Genomic DNA, 21,512 nt, shown 5'->3' with positions numbered 1-21,512 from the left:
ACTTTGATCTTAAAGTCTAGATCGTAACGCATAAAATAACCCCCATAAGTGGTGTCCAACTTATGGGGGTCAGTTCAATAAGTATAGTGGCTTTTTTTATCTTCAAGGTTTTGATGTAGGTAAATGCATTAATAATCGACAAGCGCATCAATGACGGAAATGACGCATACCTGTAAAGACCATAGCGATACCATGCTCATTAGCTGCGGCAATAGTCTCGTTATCACGCATAGAGCCACCAGGCTGAATGATAGCAGAGATGCCTACTTCTGCCGCATTATCGATACCGTCACGGAACGGGAAGAACGCATCAGAGGCCATGACAGCGCCTTTTGTAGCCAATCCTGCGTGTTCTGCTTTTATAGCGGCAATGCGAGCAGAGTTGACGCGGCTCATCTGACCTGCACCTATGCCGATAGTACGCAAATTTTTGCCGTAGACGATAGCATTTGATTTGACGTATTTAGCGACATTCCAAGTAAATAGTAAATCAGCGATTTGCGCCTCAGTAGGTTGTACATCAGTCACCAGTTGTAGTTCACCTGCACTAATAATCCCTGAGTCTTGCTCTTGTACCAACAGGCCACCGTTCACGCGCTTGTAGTCAAGCTGCGTACTAGAGCTATCTGACGCTTGTAGCGCGCCGCAGACCATGACGCGGACGTTTTTCTTGTTCGCTGTTACTTGTAGTACGCCATCTTCAATATTAGGAGCGATAATGACTTCGACAAACTGATTGTCGATAATGACTTTTGCAGCCGCTACGCTCAGTTCACGATTAAAGGCGATGATACCACCAAAAGAAGATTCAGGATCGGTACTAAAGGCCGTCTGATAAGCAGCGACTTGATCAGCATTAACCGCTACGCCGCATGGATTGGCATGCTTGACGATAACGCAAGCTGGTGCATTAAAGGCTCTAACGCACTCGAGCGCTGCGTCAGTATCGGCGATATTATTATATGATAACGCTTTGCCTTGTAATTGCTTGGCAGTAGCGATAGAAGCACCATTGGATGAAGACGCCTCAACATAAAAAGCTGCTTTTTGATGTGGATTCTCGCCGTAGCGCAAATCTTGCGCTTTTTCAAGCTGCACGTTTAGTGTACGAGCAAAGGTTTCAGGCTCTTGGTGCTCATTGACTCGGCTACCCAAAAAGTTAGCAATCATGCCATCGTACTGCGCGGTATGCTCAAACGCTTTTACCGCTAAATCATAACGTAGTGCTGAGCTGAGCTGAGGTCTATTACCAAGCGCTCCAAGAACGCGCTGATAGTCCGCTGGATCAGTAATTATACCTACGTGAGCATGGTTCTTGGCCGCCGCTCGTACCATAGTAGGACCGCCAATATCGATGTTTTCGATAGCGTCCGTCATCGAAACATTGTCACGGGCAATCGTCTCAGCGAAGGGGTAGAGGTTAACCACTACTAGATCAATACGAGCGATATCATACTCGCTCATAACGTCGTCATCAGTACCGCGGCGACCCAAAATACCGCCGTGAATCTTGGGATGCAAGGTTTTGACGCGGCCATCCATCATCTCAGGAAACTTAGTATAGTCAGAGACCTCAGTGACAGCAACGTTGTGCTCTTTTAGCAAACGATAAGTACCACCAGTCGAGAGCAGACCAAACCCTGCTTGTAGCAAACCTTGAGCGAATTCGACGATATTGGATTTATCAGAGACGGACAATAGGGCAAGCGGTGTTGTACTCATAAAAACAGTTCCATAAAAAAAGCCTGACAGTAGCGTCTGGCAAAATAATCATATCAAAATGACGAAGAGGGATCGGATAGACCTTAATTATAAGCTATATCTAGAATAATCAAAACATTAGTATTAAAGCGTTGACGTAACGATAGTTAACGTGTTGCTACCTAAAAGCGTCGACTAAATGCTTATTTTAAAGCGCTTACATCAAATTATGAGTTTTGAGCTTTTTACGTAGGGTGCCGCGATTAAGGCCTAGTATTTGTGCGCACTTTGATTGATTACCGCGGGTTTGTTCTAATACAACGCTTAACAGAGGGCGCTCAACTTCTTTTAAGATAAGCTCATAGAGGTCTGTGGGTATATCATCGCCAAGCGTTACAAAGTATTGACGTACAACGCGCTCGACATGCATACATAAAGGCTCATGCGTCTCTTGTGCTTGCAGATAATCTGAGGTGTGGGCAAAACGGTTGGCATGATCTGGTATTTGAGGTGCCATAAAGTGATGTCCTTTACGTTAATATGAGGATAGCTACCCACAAGCCATGATAATTTATGATTAATATCAGGGCTAATAAATAGGCTCAATGGTTACTGTGCTGATTTGCTGATTGTCTATAGGTACAGTGAACCACAATTGCTTTTGGCCTTGTACTGCTAGCTGATTTTGTGGGCTTAGCAAATAATCGTCAGGCGCGGCAATAAAGGCGCCGATGAGCTTGTCTGAGCCGTAAAGACTTACCCTAAGACTTGGTAATAGCTGACTTTGACTGCTTTGATTGTTTAAAGTCGCTCGTATATCACTATAGGTACCTGAATCGTTGAGCTGGCTTGAACGATGAGTAATATCTGTTATCGCCAATTGGCTTAGATCAGCATTGGGTAGACTACAAGCCGCAACCGCGCAAATCTTTTGTAAACGCTGTGCATAAATAGGATCCTTTACTAAAGTATCCACATTAAAAATAACATATTGCGCTAATAAAAGAAGCACTAAAGCTAAGCTGCCAGCTGTCCACAGCAAGATAGCCATTGACGTTCGAGAGCTTGTTTGCATGGTTTGATGACGCTCTAGCGGTTTATTCGCTAACTCAAAACCATCATTCGCGTCGCCCTCTTCTCCAAAAGGCACGCCCATATCGATAAGAAGCTGCGAGAGATCAGTATCGTTTTGATGCTGATTGTCGTCTTCACTCTCTTCTGCTAATAGCTGCTCTAACCAAGCATTATCTGCGCCGTCGCTCTTATCAAGAGAACGATTATCAAAAGTATGGTCGTTCTCTAAGCCCGTATTATTGGTAGCACTAGAGTTGACAGTGCTTTTCTTTAAGGCCACTTGAGTATCAGTATCAAAGTCAGTAAGCGTCCCTTCATCATTCAACAAAGTATGAGCTGTATTATTGTCTGAATCTGCGACACTATCATCAAATAACTCTGGCTCAGATGATGTCTCAAGCAGTGAGGACGCGTCGCTGCTACTCACCGGTTTAGACCATGGCTCCATATTCTCTAGCATATAATCTAGAGAATCATACTCTGAGGTTGTAGCGTGTGCTCCTTGAGCCTCATCTTGTATTAAACTATCGATGGTCTGACTGTTTAAAGGTATAGAATCTGATAGTGAATGACTGTCAAAAGTAGCTACAGACAGATTATCGCTAACTCTAAAACTACGAGAACATTGATTACAAACAATTTTCGCATCTTCTTTATTTAACTGATTTTGATGCAAATGAAAATGAGCACCGCAATAAGGGCATTGAGTATTTATAGGCGTAGTCATATGCTCAAATCCAAAAAGGTACAATTATCAATATCGCATTGCCAAGGGTTCAAAGTTAGCTAAAGTATTTTTAGAATGAAATAGCTAAGCACTTGGCAGTGCCAATCTCAAATAATGCACCTATCGTAACAGATGTAATCAGATGTTACTAGTCTGTAAACGTGCCTGAGAGTCGCTGCCAGTGTTGATCTTCTTGAGCGCTAAAAGCATGCTTTGGATCAAGTTTGAAATAGGGCTGGTAAGCGTCGCTCACCTGCTCAGTTTGTGATTCAATAAGTCCTGCTAGGACTATGCGGCCCTGTTTAGTGATTAAGGTTGCAAAATAAGGTGCTAGGCTAATGAGGGGCTTTGCCAAAATATTGGCGACAATAACGTCAACGGGCAAGACGTCATGCTGCGTGCAGTAGTCTCTAAAGTCCTCTGGTAAAAAAGCTTGCAGACGCTCGCCAACTTGGTTGCGTTCGGCATTTTGGTTGGTTGCAAGTACCGCTTGCGGATCTATATCAACTGCATACACTTGGCGCGCACCTAACAGCAAAGCGGCAATACCTAAGATACCTGACCCGCAGCCATAATCGATCACAATGTTGTCTGTTAGGTTTTGCTCTGTGAGCCAGTCAAGGCACAAGCGCGTGGTAGCATGATAACCTGTACCAAAGGCCAGTCCTGGATCCATAATAATATTAATTGCGTCAGGATTTGGCGGCTTAAGCCAGTTGGGGACGATCCATAGGTTGTTCGCGCATTCAATAGGGTGATAGTTGACCATCCACTCGCGTTCCCAATCCTTATCATCGACACGACTCAACCAGATTCGGCTGGCATGTACTTGTGCGGCGATCTCATGGCTCAATTGTTCAAGTACTTGACGATCACCAATGGGAGTCGTAGCATCAAATAGCCCGGTTAATATGACCTCATCCCACAGTGGCGACTCGCCAGGGAGAGGTTCAAACAAAGGCTGATCACCGGCGTCATCTAAAGCGATAGATAATGCGCCTGCCTCTAGTAAAAGGGATTCTGCCAAATCGACATTTGCTTTTTCGCACTGTAAATGCAGTTGTTGCCATGCCATAACGATAACCTTGATAAGTGATAAAATAAAATATAAGTCTTGAACATAGCGTTAGTTATCGAAGTGCTCTTTGCGCCTCATTGATAACGCGTGCGTTGTTTTGTAGTTGACCTGAACGCAAGATGATCTGCCACAGGGCACGGCGCCGCGTGTCATCTTGCGAGACACTCAAACCGCGGCGTGCCATTGCTTCAGCTTTTCGCGGTTGATTCTTTTTGAGGGCCACTTGCGCTAGATAAAAGTACACCGCAGATGATCTAGGCGCTAAGCGCTGCGCACGAGTGAAGCTGTTTTCAGCTGCGGTTAGATCGTTGGCTCTGAGCTGATTGGTACCATTTTGCATCAAATTGCGAAAAGCGGGCAGGTCGCTATTACTACTACTGGTAGCGCGGCTTTGCTGCTGCGAGTTTGCTCGTGCGCGCTCTAACAAATCACCGTGCGAAGGCACTATCGGCGGCGTGACCTCACTGGTGCGCGGCGGCGTAATAATGATCTCTTCACGATAAGGCTCCGGTATTGGTTGATAGGGAGGAATGGTGTAAGCATCATTGCTCGGACTTGACGGTATATTTTGCTGAGGCTGAGGCTGAGGCTGAGAGTCTGGTGCAGGCGGGTTATAAGGCTCTATAGGGTAACTATCGTCAGTCGTGCTATCGTTGCTAGCAGGCGACATTACAACAGTAGTTGTGCGTTCGGTTGCCGTCGTCGAGGGCGCAGTCTGACAAGCACTTAGAGTAAGTGTCCCTGTCAAGAGACCAAGCATCAGCACAGAGGACGATAATGTGCGTTGATGCTTGCTAGTAGTAGACTGTTGAGCGAATAACAACATATTAAGCCTCTTATACCAAAGCGTGTTTAATCATTATGTAAGGTGCCAGCGATTCAATTAAATGTGGCTACCTGTTCATATAATAGTTAAAACCATTCAAGGGCGCGATCGTACCAAGTGTCATCACGTACTTCGCCGTCACCATCGTTTGCGTTTGAATCGTTTGCGTCTGGATCTATGGCTTGACCGTCAGGGATGTCTAAGCCTTCACGGCGACGCTGATCAGCTATTGAGCTTTGCTCATCTTGGAATTGAGTCTGCTCACGCGCGCGTTCTTGCTGATAAAGCTCAAGGGCGCAGCTGCTAGCCTCCTCAGGCAAGTAGGCGGACATTACAGGCAGATAGCGCGCATTAGCACAGCGCTCGTTTGAGAGTTTGCCTGAGTTGTTCTCAAGCCATAGCCACTCAATACCCTCAGGCTCTGGCATCGATACTGGCGTAAGTTTAAGCCGATTCATATAATCAACCCATACAGGTAACGCGCCAGTTCCGCCGCTAAGCCCAATAGGCTTATTGTCATCGCGTCCTACCCAAACGACGCTGACATAGTTACCGCTATATCCTGCAAACCAGGCATCGCGATAATCATTGGTAGTACCTGTCTTACCCGCCAAATTAAGGTCGCGGCCTAAAGATTGCGCGCGCCTAGCGGTACCGCTTTTGACTACTTCTTGCAAAGCGTAGTTGGTCAGATAATTGGCCTCAGGCGGTATGCTACGCTGGGTGTTGAGTCCAGTACGTTGCAAAATGCGTCCGCGATCATCGATGACGGTGCGAATACTATGAATAGGGGTGCGAAAGCCACCAGTTGCAAAGACTTGATAGACGCCAAGCATATCCATCGGACTAAGATTGACTGAGCCTAACAGAGCTGAGGGATAAGTGGGGATTTTTTCTTTAATGCCCATGCGCTGCAGTTGTTTGGCAAAGGTGCTAACACCAAACTCCATACCCAAACGTACCGCACTTTGGTTATAAGACTGAGCCAGCGCTGTGGTCAAAGGTACATAGCCATGATCACGACCATCGTAGTTTTTGGGGTTCCAATCGCTACCATCTCCCAAATTTACAGTAACAGGCGAGTCATCAACTGAGCTGGCTAGATTATAGCGCCCACTCTCAAGCGCGGTCATATAGATAATAGGTTTAAGAAGTGAGCCAACTTGACGCTTGGCATCTACCGCGCGGTTAAAGCCTGTAAATTCGCTGCCGCTACCGACGACCGCCACCAGCTCGCCTGTCTCAGGGTTAGCACTAACTAGAGCGCCTTCTAAGTCCTTGGCTTTACTGCTACTACGGCGCAGTTCTCCAAGCTTTTTATCAACGGCTTTGTCTGCTGCCAATTGAGTGATAGGGTCAAGGGTGCTGATGATAATAAGACCTTCGTTTTTGAGGTCATCAGGGTAGTAGACGTCATTGAGCTCACGTTTGACGATATCCAAAAAGTCAGGGAATTGGCTTTTGCCTTCCACAGGCTTATCTACAACGCCCAAAGGTCGCTTAAGCGCAGCGTCATAATCCTCTTGACTGATCGAACCCATGGTAAGCATATTGGCAAGCACGGTGTCACGGCGTGCTTTGGAGTCATTGGGGTGGCGGCGCGGGTTATAGACGCTTGGCCCCTTTGCCATACCTACTAGCATAGCTTGCTGATCAACGCGTAGCTCATTGAGCGGCTGATTAAAATAAAACTGCGAGGCCAGACCGAAACCATTAATAGAGCGATTACCATTTTGGCCTAGGTAGATCTCGTTAAGATAGGTCTGGAGTATCTCATCTTTGCTATAATGTAGCTCAAGCAGTACCGCCATAAGCGCCTCATTAGCTTTACGCTTCATGGTGCGATCTGAATTGAGATAAAAGTTTTTGATGAGCTGCTGGGTAATGGTCGAGCCGCCTTGCATGGAGCCGCCAGAGAAGTTATTGAGTACAGCACGGGCGATACCGCGTACCGAGACGCCTTTATGCTCATAAAAACTGCGATCTTCGGTAGCGATTAAGGCATCAATCAACGGCTGCGGCACTTGATCGAGCGAGACTACCAAGCGATCTTCGTTACTATCAGGGTAGATACCACCGATATTGACAGGCTCTAGGCGAATGATGCCCGTCTTGGCAGGAATGGTACTTTGTACCGATTCGATCTTACCGCCTGATAACGTCATTTTGATGACTTGCTCGGCATCTACATCATTTGCACTATAAGTAAATCCACGCGTATGGATAAAATAGGTATTACCTGACCTATGATAAGTACCTGTGCGATCATAAGCTTGGTTACTAGTATAGTTAAGCAGCTTAAGCCAAGTTGTCATCGTCTCTCTATCAACGCTTGCGCCTTGGTACAATTCAAGGGGCTGCGAGTATACTTTGGCAGGTATATCCCAGCGCTTACCCTCAAACTTGCTGGTAATGGTGCGATCAAGCTTGACAAGATATAGGGCCAGTAGCACCATGCCTGCGATAATAACAATAAGCAAAAGACTACTAAATACCAAGCCGCGCTGCGTATTTGGCAAAGCGTTTAAATGAGTTTTGGCTGGCTGTGATAGATTAACTTTAGATTTTTGCACTGATGGCGCACCATTTTGAGATAAAAAACTGCCTCATAATGACGTAAATTGACATGTTTTTCAATCTATCATCACTACCGCTAGGATATGTTAATAATAAACGCATAGTCATGAGGACAAAATTGATGACTATACTGGCTTTTAAAGCGGCGACTAAGTGCCATATAAGATTAGATGTTGTATAAAACTGGATGTTATATAACCTTAAGCGTTATATCAAATTAAGATAGCAACTTGTCATACCAGTTATGATGATTTTTTTGTGAATTAGTGCAGGCTTAATCAATACTTTGATGACTGATAAACGTTTGCCTAAAGGGTAGGGTATCGGTCATTCTTTATTTAAAGGAAGTAAGCGAAGCTATGTCTAGTGATTTTTCTTCGTCCGTGTCTACGCTGCCGCGCGCCACTGATCCTTATGATGATTCGATCACTCAAGGACTTGTGTTGCCCATAAAGGGTCATTGCTTTCATTGCGGCGATCGCCTGCCGCGTCCGCCATTTTTTAGTAAGGTATTAGGCGAGCCTCGCGAGATGTGCTGCATGGGCTGTCAGCTCGCTAGCCAAAGCATTGTCGAAGCTGGACTTGAGCAATATTATCTAGATCGCTCAGAGATCAATCGTACTGCCAGCTTGCCCACACAAATGACGCGCCTTGAAGCCTATGATCATGAGGAGATTAAGTCGCAGTTCGTGTATGCGCAGGACGGATTATCGGTCGCTGAATTATCAGTCAACAATTTACGCTGCGCCGCTTGTACTTGGCTTATTGAGTCGCGCTTGTTTGAGCTTGACGGTGTGAGCCGCTGTCAGGTCAACCTCACCAATCAGCGCATGCGCGTGGTATGGGATGAGAGCAAATTACCCATCAGCCGCATCCTCGCTACTATCAATGCCATAGGCTATGAAGCCAAACCCTATCGGCAAGACACCCACGAGGCGATGCTCGCCCGCCATAATAACAAGATGCTGCTTAGATTGGGTATCGCAGCACTTGGCGCTATGCAAGCAATGATGTACGCAGTAGCGTTATATTTTGGCGAATACAGCGATATGCTCGTATTTCAGCGTGACTTTTTGCGCTGGGTGTCCCTTTTTGTCAGTATTCCTGTATTTTTCTATGCTGGCGTGCCTTTTTTTACCTCGGCATGGTCGGCGATACGCGCGCGTCAAGTTAATATGGATGTGCCCGTTAGCGTCGCCCTTATCGTTACTTTTTTTGCCAGTTTATATGCCACTGTCACAGGGCAAGGGGAGACCTATTATGACTCGGTCAGTATGTTTATCTTTTTCTTATTGGCAGGGCGTTACATCGAGCATAACGCGCGCCTAAAAGCGGCGACTATGGCTAATGATTTAGTGGTGGTTGAGCCGATACTGGTCAAAAAGATTGCTGAAGATAAACACTCCGTGCAGATTATTTTGGAGCAAATAAAATCAGAATCAAATGACCTAAAGATAAGTCAAAGTGACAAGATAGAGGCAAATGCAGAAAAATCTGATATCGTAAATAACAGTTTAAGCTCGCCAAGTTTTATGCAAAGTATGGATGCCAGCGTCTATAAAGTGACCCAAAATATCGCACAAAAATGGCAACAAGCGCAAAACAGCTCAACAGAGTCAGAAGATCTAATAAATGATTGCGAAATGGTAACTGTCCATAGTTTGCAAGTTGGCGATATTATCATGATAGATGCTGGCGCTGAAATCATTAGCGATGGTATTTTGCTTAGTCAAACGGCGACGGTGTCACAAAGCCTGCTAACGGGTGAAGGCGATCTTATCACCAAGAACGCGGGTGAGTATGTCGTTGGCGGCGCGCAAAACGATAGTCAGCCTTTTGCCATGCTTGTGACCGCCCTACCAAAAGACAGTCAGATTGGGCTGATCGATAGGCTGATGAACCGAGCTATGAGTGAGAAGCCTAAACTTGCGCAGCAGGCTGATAAGCTTGCGCGTTGGTTTGTTGCACGCATTTTGATCTTGTCGGTCTTTGTCTTTATCGGCTGGTATATTGTTGACCCAAGTCAAGCGATATGGGCGACGGTCGCAGTACTCGTCGCTACCTGTCCTTGTGCGTTGTCTCTGGCAACCCCAATCGCGCTGACCGTAGCGACTAACCGCCTTGCCAGCTATGGCTTTTTGACCACGCGCGGGCATACCCTACAAACCTTGGCGGAGATTACTCACGTCGCTTTTGATAAAACAGGAACGCTCACTTATGGCAAACCTAATTTACTCAACATTGAACTATTAAATATCAGCACTAGTGTCAATACAGAGCAAAATGCACAAGAAGATAAGCTACTAGCCACTGCTGCCGCGTTAGAAGTAGGCAGCCGTCATCCTATCGCCCATGCGCTATTAACAGCGGCTCATCAATTGCATCTGCCTAATACTCAAAGCCTAACGCATTATCCAGCGGGCGGCGTGGAGGCGATAATAGAGGGGATGAAATACCGTATCGGGCACATCGATTTTGCTCTGGATAATGACAACATTAATAGCTTTGAGCCTGATCTCATTGCCAATAGGGCCAGCTCAGCGGTGGTCTTATCCGCGCAGCAAAGCCAGAGTTGGCAGCCGTTGGCCTGTTTTTATTTCAATGACAAAGTACGCGATACTGCAAAGCCTATGCTCGATAGTCTCAAGGCGCTGGGTATCGAGTCTGTAATGCTAACGGGTGACCCAAGCCCGCAAGCACTAAAGGTAGCCAATGATTTAGGTATGCGAGCGGCTTTTAACGGTCTATCGCCAACTGACAAGGTTGATCATATTCAGCGCTTGCAGGCAGATGGGGCTGTGGTGCTAATGATTGGAGACGGTATCAATGACGCGCCTGTACTTGCCGCCGCTGATGTCTCGACCTCGATTGCAGGGGCAGCAGATCTTGCGCAGGTCTCAAGCGATAGTATTATATTGGACGGTCAGATTGAGGCGATTGCTGCTGCTAAGCGTATCGCGGACAAAGCTGAGCGTATTATCAGACAAAACTTTCGCTGGGCACTTGGTTATAACGGTATTGTGCTTCTACCTGCTATCTTTGGCTATGTGCCGCCTTGGCTTGCCGCTATCGGTATGTCGCTAAGCTCCCTGCTTGTGGTGTTAAATGCGCTACGGTTAAAGCGGGCATGAGTTATAACGACTTAGCTTGATTAATAGCACGAAAAAACCGCCTCAATAAATGAAGGCGGTTTTTTATTTATACCCTTAATGATTTGAGATTAGTCTTGTAGATAGCTAAGCAGACGCATAAATTCGATATACATCCAGACTAAGGTCGCCAAAATACCAATACTAAATAACCACTCATAATCCTCAGAGATACCCATAGCAACGCCGCGATCAACGTTATCAAAATCGAGCAATAGGGTAAAAGAGGCAATAACGATAACGAACAAGCTAAAACCAATAGCGATAGCGCCGCCTTCAAACAAGAAGGGTAGGCTTGAGCCAAAGGCTAAAGACAATATCCACTGCGCGACATAAACGAGCATAATAGCAATAAGCGCCGAGGTCACAATAGAGCGAAACTTCTGCGTAACCTTAATAAGACCTGAGCGGTATAGACCTAACATAACCGCTGCCGTAACGAAGGTTGCACACATTGCGGTAACGGGTACGCTTGGGTACATTCGCATAAAGAACAGCGAAATACCGCCCAAAAAGATACCTTCTAATAGCGCATAGGGCACTGCAAAGGTTTTGGCCTTTTGCGGTTTAAAGGTAATAAAAATAGCTAAGCCGAAAGCTGCAAACATACTACCAAAGGCAGCCATTGTGATAAAGCCTTGTGACAAACCTGCCATAAGGGCATAAAAGAAAAAGCCTACGCCTGTAATGGCAGACAAACCGAGCAGTAAGCTGGTTTTTTGAATGACACCTTTGACGGTCATAGGCGCGCCGCCGATCGCAAGCTCTGCGCGACTGACAATAGGGTTGGCCATATATATATCCTTAATAAAAATATAAAATAAGATGTCAGCTACTTTAGCAAAACCGCTATTATTGTCAACTGTGTTTACGTGAGTGACAACAAGGCTTTGGGCGACTGTTAGCAGTCACACTTACCTGTTAGTGTTAACATCTTTTGTTTACTGAAACTTAGTTAATATATGGGGCCAATTACTACAGTTAACAACGATAGTGGCTAAAACATGCTAGTTTAAGCGCTCAATTGTCGCTATTATTGCAAGACCCCTTTTAACACATACCTTTTTAAAATGCCGAGTCGTTTTATGGAAAACTCAGCGCAGTCAGAGAGATTGCCACACCTACATGAGTCAGAGCTGTTTCATGCTATCAAAAACCCAGCGTTTAGGCGTATTGGACTTATGGGACGCGCCGGCAAGCGTAGCGTGACTCAGAGCCTGGTGCAGATTGCGCAGACTATTAATGAGATGAATCTTACGCTGATTATGGATGTACAAACTGCAAATCTGCCGACGCTTAATCTTGCCGATATTGAAAAAGTCAAAATTGTCAAACGCGGCCTTATCGGTGAGATTTGTGACTTGGTCATAGTGGTCGGCGGCGATGGCTCTATTTTGCATGCCGCAGAGGCACTCGCGCGTTATCGCGTCCCTGTTCTGGGCGTCAATCGTGGCCGGCTTGGGTTTTTAGCGGATGTCAAACCTAATGAAGCTGCCTTTAAACTGCGTCAAGTGTTGATGGGCGACTATCAGCTTGATCATAGGTTTTTATTGACGATGGAGATTCGCGAAGGGCGCGATATTATTCATCAGGATATGGCGCTCAATGATATCGTCTTGCATGCAGGTAAGTCGGTACATATGATAGACTTTCAGCTCAAGATCGACGGTCATGATGTCTATCGCCAGCATAGCGATGGCTTAATTGTCGCCACCCCGACAGGATCTACGGCGTATGCGTTGTCTGGTGGTGGGCCTATCATTCATCCGAGTATGGATGCGATATGTTTGGTACCCATGCATCCGCATACCTTATCGAGTAGACCGATTGTGGTGAGTGGGAATAGTGAAGTGTGTATTCGTATACACGAAGACAATCGCACCCAGCCTATGGTCAGCGCTGATGGCAAGGCCAGTTTGCCGCTCGATCAAGATCAGCGCTTATATATTCGCAAGCATCCTGACAAACTAACGCTACTGCATCCGCCAGGTTTTGATTTTTATGAAGCTTGCCGTACCAAACTACATTGGAACGTGCACGCCGAAGAGTTCAGTTTGGATCGTGACGACGACGATGATGACGAATTTACGGACTAAATGAGCTAAGCAAAGCGCTAAAATCTAAGCGAAGCGCTGAAATCTAAGCAAAAGCGCTAATCAGCAAACTACAAGCATAACCCTTGATTAAGAGTACAGATACGGAGTAGGCAAGATGGATAAACAAACGATATTAGCAACCTTAACACCTGAGGTGGTCGAGAGATTTAAGGTTGCCATTGAGCTTGGCAAATGGCCTGATGGTCGCGCGCTCAGTGACGAGCAGCGTCAGACCTGTATGCAAGCGGTAATGATTTGGGAGCACGAGCACCTACCGCCTGCTGAGCGCACAGGTTATATTCATAAGCCCATCAAAGATAATGGTGATGTCGTCGGCGCTGAATGTGACGTTGAGCATGAGCATCATTATCCTAATATGCCCAATCCTAAAGGTGCGATTCAACCAGTAAAGTTTCGAGATAAGTAGGATTTTAGAATAAAAAAAGCCACGCTATTTATAATAGCGTGGCTTTTTAATGGGTTACTGTCAAAACTGATAAAAACTACAGCGCCGTTGTATCAACACTTGGACGTACGGTTAATGGGTTTTTTTCCATCAAAAACCCTTGCCAGCCCCAATGCAAAAAATTACGAATATTGGCGTGATCAGTACCATTTGGTGTCGCTTGCACCTTTTCATAATGCTCGCCGAAGAGCTTTAGGGTATCAAGCTGGCTTAACTTATGATGCTTGGCAAAGCCAAAGACTTTAGCGCTACCTTCGTTTTCTCCAGCAGCATTGTGTACTTGACCATTAACAAAAGGCGCAGGCGCGTAGCGATAAAAATCATCAATGAAACTAATAACGTCATTAAATCCAATAGCCTTTTTACTCAAGCCATTAAGTAGCGCGGATACATCTGATTGGCGAATACTCATAAGGTGATGACCTCAAAACGGTTTAAAATTTTTATAGATAGCACTAGCAACTAGCGATTAAAATAGTCTTCATCGTCAAACGAAGGCGCAAAGTTGCCCTGTTCTAGATGCTGCATCTGCGACTGTACCGAGCGCTCATGCTGGATACGCTGGTAAATCTCTTCGCGATGTACAGCGATGTCTTTGGGTGCATTCACACCGATACGTACTTGATTGCCCTTGACGCCTAACACAGTCACACTAACTTCGTCACCGATCATTAGCGTTTCGCCCACGCGGCGTGTCAAAATTAACATGCGTCATACTCCTTATGTCACATGAACAAGTTATTGCCCATTGAGATATGTTTTAACAAGGTGCCACTGTAAAAAGTGACTATTGAAAGAACGAACCTCGCTCAAAACAATAGTATATAAAAACAATAGTCTATAAAAGTTGTTATCTACAGCAGCCGTAAAATAGATCTTTAGCCCAATTCAGTTCTCTATTATATGTGGCATGATAAGTAGTGTCACGGCTTTTAACAAAACTGCTAGGTAATATAACTAAAATACGGGTTAACCATAAAAATAGGGTCGATAAAGACCCTATGCAATATAAACTAATCAGCTACTCTCTTCCTTCGCTTGTAGAGCATGCAAAGTCAATAAAAGCTACTGTCCAGCAACCTTGCTCTCACCCTCAGTGCGGTCTAAACCAAAGGCTGTATGTAGCGATTTGACCGCTTTTTCTAGATGCTGCTCTTGAATGAGCACAGAGACTTTGATCTCACTGGTCGATATCATCTGAATATTGATGTTATTCTCAGCAAGTGTTTGGAACATAAGGCTGGCAACTCCTGCATGCGAGCGCATACCGACGCCAACCAATGAGACCTTGACGACTTCACTATCACCTATGATCTCTTTGGCACCGATCTCGTCTTTGACTTCATCGTTGAGCACTTTCATGGTTTTGTCCATGTCGCTACGATTGACAGTAAAGGTAAAATCAGTGGTGCCATTGGTCGATAAGTTCTGTACGATCATATCGATTTCGATATTAGCGTTACCGATAGGGCTCAAGATGGCTGAAGCAATACCAGGATGGTCTGGGACAGCGCGTACTACAATTTTTGCCTCGTCCCGATTAAAGGCGATACCTGAGATGATTGCCTGTTCCATATTGTCTCCTTCGTCTATCGTAATTAGGGTGCCGACGTTGTTTTGAAAGTCTTCATCAAAGCTGCCGTCAGTATTTTCATCAAAGCTTGATAGTACGCGCAAAGGCACACCATATTTGCCTGCAAATTCAACCGAGCGAATCTGCAAAATCTTAGAACCCAAACTTGCCATCTCTAGCATTTCTTCAAAGGTAATCTTTTCAAGTTTTTTGGCTTTTGAGGTAACGCGTGGGTCGGTGGTATAAACGCCATCGACATCAGTATAGATCTGACACTCATCAGCGCCTAGTGCTGCTGCGATCGCGACGCCTGTCGTATCAGAGCCGCCGCGGCCCAAGGTTGTGGCATTACCATCGTTATCAATACCCTGAAATCCTGCTACGATAACTACGTTGCCAGCCTCTAACTGCTCACGAATATTGGCGTCATCAATAGACTCAATGCGCGCTTTATTGTGCGAGTTATCGGTTTTGATAGCGACTTGGCGGCCTGTAAATGAGCGCGCGCCAATGCCCAAATCTTTGATCGCCATCGCAAGTAGAGAGATAGACACTTGCTCACCAGTTGAGACCATTTGATCGTATTCACGCGGGTCAGGCTGAGCGCTAATCTGGCGCGCCAAATCGATCAAGCGGTTGGTCTCTCCGCTCATAGCAGAGACGACTACGACGACTTGATGACCATTGTCATGCCAGCGCTTCACCCGTTTGGCGACGTTTTTGATGCGGTCGATACTGCCCATCGACGTACCGCCGTATTTTTGTACTATTAACGCCATAAGGATCTACCTAGTATTAATTAAGGGCTTTAATGAGTGTTTATTCAAAGCCAATATGATTTTGATGTTTGCTTTTTTACGCTTGTATGCAGTTATGAATACTAAATATCCGTACTAAAACTGACATACGTGCAAATGCTGACCTTTATATCACATTTGTCGCTCAATTTTAAGTCATGAGCGCGTTTAGATATATGGCGATTAATTATAAGGGTTATAACCAATCGCGTTGATATTCGCTATTTATGATGTCAATCAAATTATAGGATCAGTCAAGCTGCGTGCCAATCCAAGTCGGTAGCGCTTTGATCACCGCTGCACTGTTACTAGACTTAGGTGCGCCGCCTTGCGCGTAATCAGGTTTACCGCCGCCTTTACCACCAAGCTCGCCAGCTAGGTGACGAATGATATCGCCCGCCTTGATACGCGAGGTCATAGATTTTGCGACACTTGCTGCTAGCGCCAACTGTCCGTCTTTATCACCAACAAGGACAATGATGCTATCAGGTAGTTTGGATTTGACATCGTCCATAAGGGTGCGAATAGATTTGCCATCGATACCGCTTAAGGTGCTCACCAACACTTGGGTGTCATTAATGGTTTGCACTGCATCCAATAAACTTGCCGCTTGTGCGCTAGCCATTTTTTGCTCTAAGCGTTCAAGCTGCTTTTCAAGCTCGCGTTGACGGCTTGCCATAGTTTTGACGCGCGCGATTACCTCAGGGCGTTTGGCTTTGAGCTGGCTTGCAAGCTCGCCTAATTGCTGATCGTTTTGCTGCACATACTTGATAGCATTCATACCTGTGAGTGCCTCAACGCGGCGGATACCTGCAGCGATACCAGACTCGCTAATGATCTTAAGTAGACCGATATCCCCTGTACGCTGCACATGCAAGCCGCCGCACAGCTCGATAGAGAACGGCTGGCGTGTGCCATCATTGATAGTCTCTGTACCCATGGTCAGTACGCGTACCGTATCACCATACTTTTCACCAAACAAGGCAACCGCGCCTTTATCCATCGCATCATCAATAGACATATTCTCAATTAAAGCGGGCGTATTTGCCTGAATTTGCTCATTGACTAAGCGCTCGATACGAGTGATCTCAGCCGCGCTCACAGGCTTATCATAGGTAAAGTCAAAACGCAGTACCTCGCTTGATACCAGCGAGCCTTTTTGACTAACAGTATCGCCTAAAACTTCACGCAATGCGGCATGGAGCAGGTGAGTGGCAGAATGGTTTTTGGCGCTAGCGGCGCGAATGCTAGAGAGGACTTGCGCCTCGGCGGATTGCTGCACGTTAATAGTGCCCATTGTCACGACGCCATAATGGATAATGGCCTGACCTGACTTTTTGGTGTTTTGTACTTCAAAGACCCCAGACTGCGTTGAGATCTCACCAAGCTCGCCAACCTGACCACCACCTTCGGCGTAAAACGGCGTACAATCGAGCACGGCAACCCCTTCCATACCCTCAGATAGGCTGTCTACTAACGCGCCGTCTTGGTATAGCGCCAAAACAGAGACGTTGTCATCAGTGAGCTGCTCGTAACCAATAAACTCAGTTGGTGTGTCCACTTGAATGACACTACTATAATCGACATCAAACTTACCTGCATCACGCGCGCGTTCGCGCTGCGCTTGCATGTGCTCATCGAACTCTTCTTCGTTGATAGCGATACCACGCTCACGAGTGATATCGGCGGTCAAATCTAGCGGGAAACCATAAGTATCATACAATTTAAAGGCCGCTTCTCCTGAGAGCACATCGCCATCTTGTAAGTCTTCGAGCTCGCTGGCAAGTAAGCGTAGCCCTTGCGCTAAAGTTTTGGCAAATTGTGCTTCTTCTTTTTGAATAGCCTCTTCAATCACGCTTTGTCTTTGAGTGAGCTCAGGGTAGGCTGCGCCCATTTCGCGGGCTAAAGGGGCAACCATCTTATAAAAGAATTCACTATCAGCGCCAAGCTTATTACCATGGCGCACAGCGCGGCGAATGATACGGCGCAGTACATAACCGCGGCCTTCATTGCTTGGCATGACGCCATCAGCGATTAAAAAGGCAACCGCGCGAATATGATCGGCGATGACTTTAAGTGAGGACTGCTGATCGTTTTGAATATCTAAAATATCAGCCGCCGCGTCCATCAAATGAGTAAACAGGTCTATCTCATAATTACCGTGTACGCCTTGCATAATAGCGCTGATACGCTCAAGTCCCATGCCCGTATCGACACTTGGCGCAGGTAACGGCAACATGGTACCGTCCTTTTGGCGATTAAACTGCATAAAGACGCAGTTCCAAATCTCGATATAACGGTCGCCATCTTCTTCAGGAGTACCGGGCAGACCACCTGCTATATCTGCGCCATGATCATAGAACACTTCGGTACAAGGGCCACAGGGACCGGTGTCACCCATCGTCCAAAAGTTATCAGAGGCATAGGGCGCACCTTTATTATCGCCAATACGTATGATGCGATCGGCAGGCAGGCCAATATCTTTATGCCAAATATCAAAGGCTTCGTCGTCGGTCTCATAGATAGTCACATACAGACGGTCTTTATCGATTGCAAGCCACTCGCTTGAGGTCAAAAACTCCCAAATATAAGCGATACCGGCTTGTTTAAAGTAATCACCAAAAGAGAAATTACCGAGCATCTCAAAGAACGTATGGTGACGGGCGGTATAACCGACATTGTCCAAATCATTGTGTTTGCCGCCTGCGCGTACGCATTTTTGTGAGGTCACTGCGCGCGTGTAGTCGCGAGTCTCCATCCCCAAAAATGTCTCTTTAAACTGATTCATCCCTGCATTAGTAAACAATAAAGTGGGGTCATTGTGCGGTATGAGGCTTGAAGATGAGACAGAAACGTGCTGCTTACTGACAAAGAAATCTATAAAGGCTTTACGAATATCGGCTGTTTGAGAGGGCTGGCTCACAGCGGCTCCTTAATAAGGATAAAGTGGTAGAAAATAAGTTAAGCGATTTTAGCACATACACCAAAGCTCTTGGTAATCGATGTATATACTTGTCTTGCGTTCATTTTGCGTTTAGGTCATATGGATTAAATGATCCTTGATGACTTAAAACTATTTGAAAAGCTCTAAGATAGGCTAATTGGTCAAAATCGCTGCATCGGTTTCATCAAGCTTATCTGTGATAAGTGGATTGGACTCGATAACTTGCACAGGCAAATAACGCAATTGCAGTTTGATCGGTAGATAACCTGGAAAATTGTCTGCCATATCTTGCGTGATGATAGCCTCGATCTGATTGACATCATAAGAGCTAGGAGTCGTCTCACCGCGTACGACAGCGCGTACGATTTGATTGCCGTTACTCTTAGTAAACTGAGTATTAGTCAGCACGTTACCTTTTTCAATAAAGTGCTCATTGATGGTCTTTTTGACATTACTCTCAAATACTTGCTGTTTGGCATTGGTCTGCAAATTAATCGTCAGATAAGTGCCCAAAACACCAAGCAATAAAAGCGCCACCGCGTTACGGCGCAAAAATGTCAGATAGGTACTGGTCTGATAATCGCCATCAACCAAACGGCGAAAGCCTAGTATCCACAGCACCATCGCGTTGGTAAATTGAATAGCAATAATGTTGGTCAGTGCCAAGAGCGCCGCGCCAAACCCCAAGGTCAGCTCGCCATTGGCAAATAAGATACCACTAGCGGCTAAGGGCGGCACCAATGCTGTAGCTACCGCGACCCCGACGACAGCGACTGATAAATGCGGTGATACCATAGCGTAAGCGCCAGCGGTGCCCCCAGCTAGCGCAATCATTAGGTCCATTGATGTGGGCTGAGTACGCGATAGTATCTCTGCGGTCAAAGGTTGATTGTTATGCAGCAGCCCGATGATAAAGCCGACAAATATAACAATAAAGACGCCAGCTGCAACGGTAAACAAGGACTTACGCAGTAAAGGGATGCGATTGTCAATGACCGCAAGCGCTACCCCCGTAATAGGCCCTAACATCATAGCAACGAGCATAGCGCCGATGACGACGGCTGCTGAATTGGTGACCAAACCATAACTTGCGATAATGGCTGAGAGAATGTTCATCACAAAATACATGCGGGTTGGGAGGGCATTGGCCTCAATCTTGACGCGAACTTCGGGGTAGTCGACTTTTTGCTTACTAAATTGCTCAGCGACAAATTGTTTATAAGACTCAAGCTTGGCTTCTTTGACTTCTTTAACCTTTTCCTCTTCTTCGTGTATTTCATCATGACTTTTATCTTGCTCGTCTATCTCATTTGCTATTTGTGCAGCGTCTTTTTTTTCTATCGTGTCTGAGTTAGAAGCTAGCTTATTTTCTATAAGTTTATTATCAGTGACAGCTTGTTCGTTTTGCTCTAACGATTGGAGATTCGATGTACTGGCAGGTAAGTCACCTTGTACGGCAACGTCTTGCCCATTAGCAGCATCACTAATCACAACGGTATCATCGGCGGTCGTAGGCTGCGTGCTTGGCGTGCTATCACTCTCAGCACTGATGATTATTTCTGCATTGTCGTCAGTAATTAGAAGAGAAGGATCAGCGCCGCTATCTGTTTTTTGATTTGCTAAATCTTCAGTTTCAGACATGACTTGGGTGTCTTGAGCTTCAGACTCAGGCGTCTCTAAAGTAGCAATCACCACATCAGGACTGACAGATTCTAACACTATGGTAGATTCTGGATTTTCGGCAGGCATTGTCTGAGTATTATCTGTCTCTAAATCGCCATTCTCAGAGTCTTGGCTATCGGCTTGACTGACCGTTTCATCAGATTCGTCATGATTAAAATCTACACGGGTGCGATCTAAGTTTTCGATATGATCGATCAGAGGCTCTGAGGACACTTTGCCCGTTTTGGCAGGACTCTCAATAAGGGTGTCTGAATTTTCTGGCGCGGCATCATCGGATGAGGTCATAGTAGCAAGCTTCGTTAGAAGAAAAAGAGAGCCACTATTGTAATGATAAATGAATAAAAGAGGAGTGTTTTTTGCAGATAGATAAAGAGTGAATTTGTAAATCAAAACAGCTTTTGGATAAAAAAACACGCGTTTATTGATTGGCAGATAACTCCCTAATATTAACAGGGTTATCAGCTTAAGTCACTTAGTATTACTGGCTCAAAGGTCTATATTAAATACTTACTATTAATGTGGTTTTGAGGTATAAAGTAGGTATACCCACAACTAATATAAGGATTAGATAATGAACTGGCCATTATTCTCCGTCGTTTTTACCATAGCATTAACGGTCGTCATAGGCGTACTTATGATTGCAGCCTTAGTGACTGGATTTAACCAGATTGTTCATATACAAATCGTTATTGCGATCGGGTTTATGTTGTGTCTGCCTATCAGCTGGTATTTCAGCAGAAAGCTTGGCAGCATTACAGGCAATGAAGAAGGCTATGGCGCTATCAATGAATAGTATGTAAAGTGTTGTCGCAAAAAAAAGA

General features: G+C 45.6%; 15 protein-coding genes and 1 pseudogene. 4 read left to right on the top strand and 12 right to left on the bottom strand.

From position 1 onward, the window contains the following. Positions 1-147: 147 nt before the first annotated feature. From purH to mrcB, 6 genes are all read right to left on the bottom strand, one after another. Entirely contained in the window at positions 148-1,722 is a 1,575-nt protein-coding gene (purH, locus tag ACTXGE_RS02820) for a bifunctional phosphoribosylaminoimidazolecarboxamide formyltransferase/IMP cyclohydrolase (protein WP_443541718.1), read from the bottom strand. Between the two features lie 196 nt (positions 1,723-1,918). Continuing rightward, positions 1,919-2,131, bottom strand: a complete 213-nt coding sequence (locus ACTXGE_RS02815) for a helix-turn-helix domain-containing protein (protein WP_317199854.1) — start codon at positions 2,129-2,131, stop codon at positions 1,919-1,921. Between the two features lie 159 nt (positions 2,132-2,290). Next, positions 2,291-3,502 (bottom strand): DUF3426 domain-containing protein, encoded by a 1,212-nt coding sequence (locus ACTXGE_RS02810; RefSeq protein ID WP_443541716.1) that lies wholly within the window; start codon positions 3,500-3,502, stop codon positions 2,291-2,293. Positions 3,503-3,650: 148 nt separating this feature from the next. Next, positions 3,651-4,577, bottom strand: coding sequence for a 50S ribosomal protein L11 methyltransferase (gene prmA / locus ACTXGE_RS02805; RefSeq protein ID WP_435950728.1), 927 nt, complete (start codon positions 4,575-4,577; stop codon positions 3,651-3,653). A gap of 55 nt (positions 4,578-4,632) precedes the next feature. Next, on the bottom strand, positions 4,633-5,406 hold the full coding sequence (locus tag ACTXGE_RS02800; protein ID WP_443541714.1) for a tetratricopeptide repeat protein: 774 nt from the start codon (positions 5,404-5,406) through the stop codon (positions 4,633-4,635). Positions 5,407-5,492: 86 nt separating this feature from the next. Further along, on the bottom strand, positions 5,493-7,979 hold the full coding sequence (gene mrcB, locus ACTXGE_RS02795) for a penicillin-binding protein 1B (RefSeq protein WP_317199751.1): 2,487 nt from the start codon (positions 7,977-7,979) through the stop codon (positions 5,493-5,495). Positions 7,980-8,342: 363 nt separating this feature from the next. Between mrcB and ACTXGE_RS02790 the strand changes: the two genes are divergently transcribed. Next, entirely contained in the window at positions 8,343-11,114 is a 2,772-nt protein-coding gene (locus tag ACTXGE_RS02790; RefSeq protein ID WP_443541712.1) for a heavy metal translocating P-type ATPase, read from the top strand. Positions 11,115-11,203: 89 nt separating this feature from the next. On the opposite strand, the gene ACTXGE_RS02785 is transcribed toward ACTXGE_RS02790, so the two are convergent. After that, positions 11,204-11,926, bottom strand: a complete 723-nt coding sequence (locus ACTXGE_RS02785) for a Bax inhibitor-1/YccA family protein (RefSeq protein WP_317199753.1) — start codon at positions 11,924-11,926, stop codon at positions 11,204-11,206. A gap of 291 nt (positions 11,927-12,217) precedes the next feature. Between ACTXGE_RS02785 and ACTXGE_RS02780 the strand changes: the two genes are divergently transcribed. Both ACTXGE_RS02780 and ACTXGE_RS02775 read left to right on the top strand, forming a co-directional pair. Continuing rightward, positions 12,218-13,228, top strand: coding sequence for an NAD(+) kinase (locus tag ACTXGE_RS02780; protein ID WP_443541710.1), 1,011 nt, complete (start codon positions 12,218-12,220; stop codon positions 13,226-13,228). 115 nt (positions 13,229-13,343) lie between these two features. Beyond that, on the top strand, positions 13,344-13,655 hold the full coding sequence (locus ACTXGE_RS02775; protein WP_443541709.1) for a YeaC family protein: 312 nt from the start codon (positions 13,344-13,346) through the stop codon (positions 13,653-13,655). A 76-nt stretch (positions 13,656-13,731) separates the two neighbouring features. On the opposite strand, the gene ACTXGE_RS02770 is transcribed toward ACTXGE_RS02775, so the two are convergent. The 5 genes and pseudogenes from ACTXGE_RS02770 to ACTXGE_RS02750 form a co-directional block, all read right to left on the bottom strand. Next, positions 13,732-14,106 (bottom strand): HopJ type III effector protein, encoded by a 375-nt coding sequence (locus ACTXGE_RS02770; RefSeq protein WP_317199756.1) that lies wholly within the window; start codon positions 14,104-14,106, stop codon positions 13,732-13,734. Between the two features lie 128 nt (positions 14,107-14,234). Next, positions 14,235-14,402 (bottom strand): annotated as a pseudogene (gene csrA / locus ACTXGE_RS02765) (carbon storage regulator CsrA); the annotation flags it as partial. Between the two features lie 357 nt (positions 14,403-14,759). After that, a complete protein-coding gene (locus tag ACTXGE_RS02760; RefSeq protein ID WP_317199757.1) occupies positions 14,760-16,046 on the bottom strand; it encodes an aspartate kinase in 1,287 nt (428 codons plus the stop codon). A gap of 268 nt (positions 16,047-16,314) precedes the next feature. Next, positions 16,315-18,987: an alanine--tRNA ligase gene (alaS, locus tag ACTXGE_RS02755; RefSeq protein ID WP_443541706.1), complete on the bottom strand. Its 2,673-nt coding sequence runs from the start codon at positions 18,985-18,987 to the stop codon at positions 16,315-16,317. A gap of 174 nt (positions 18,988-19,161) precedes the next feature. Continuing rightward, a complete protein-coding gene (locus ACTXGE_RS02750) occupies positions 19,162-20,976 on the bottom strand; it encodes a DUF389 domain-containing protein (RefSeq protein ID WP_443541704.1) in 1,815 nt (604 codons plus the stop codon). 286 nt (positions 20,977-21,262) lie between these two features. Between ACTXGE_RS02750 and ACTXGE_RS02745 the strand changes: the two genes are divergently transcribed. Then, positions 21,263-21,484, top strand: coding sequence for a hypothetical protein (locus ACTXGE_RS02745; protein ID WP_317199760.1), 222 nt, complete (start codon positions 21,263-21,265; stop codon positions 21,482-21,484). Positions 21,485-21,512: the final 28 nt, after the last annotated feature.

It is taken from the genome of Psychrobacter sp. T6-4 (assembly GCF_052258425.1).
In the GTDB taxonomy this organism is placed as follows: Bacteria; Pseudomonadota; Gammaproteobacteria; order Pseudomonadales; family Moraxellaceae; genus Psychrobacter.
The sequence above is the reverse complement of the archived record's forward strand: the minus strand, read 5'-3'. Positions and strand labels throughout refer to the sequence as shown.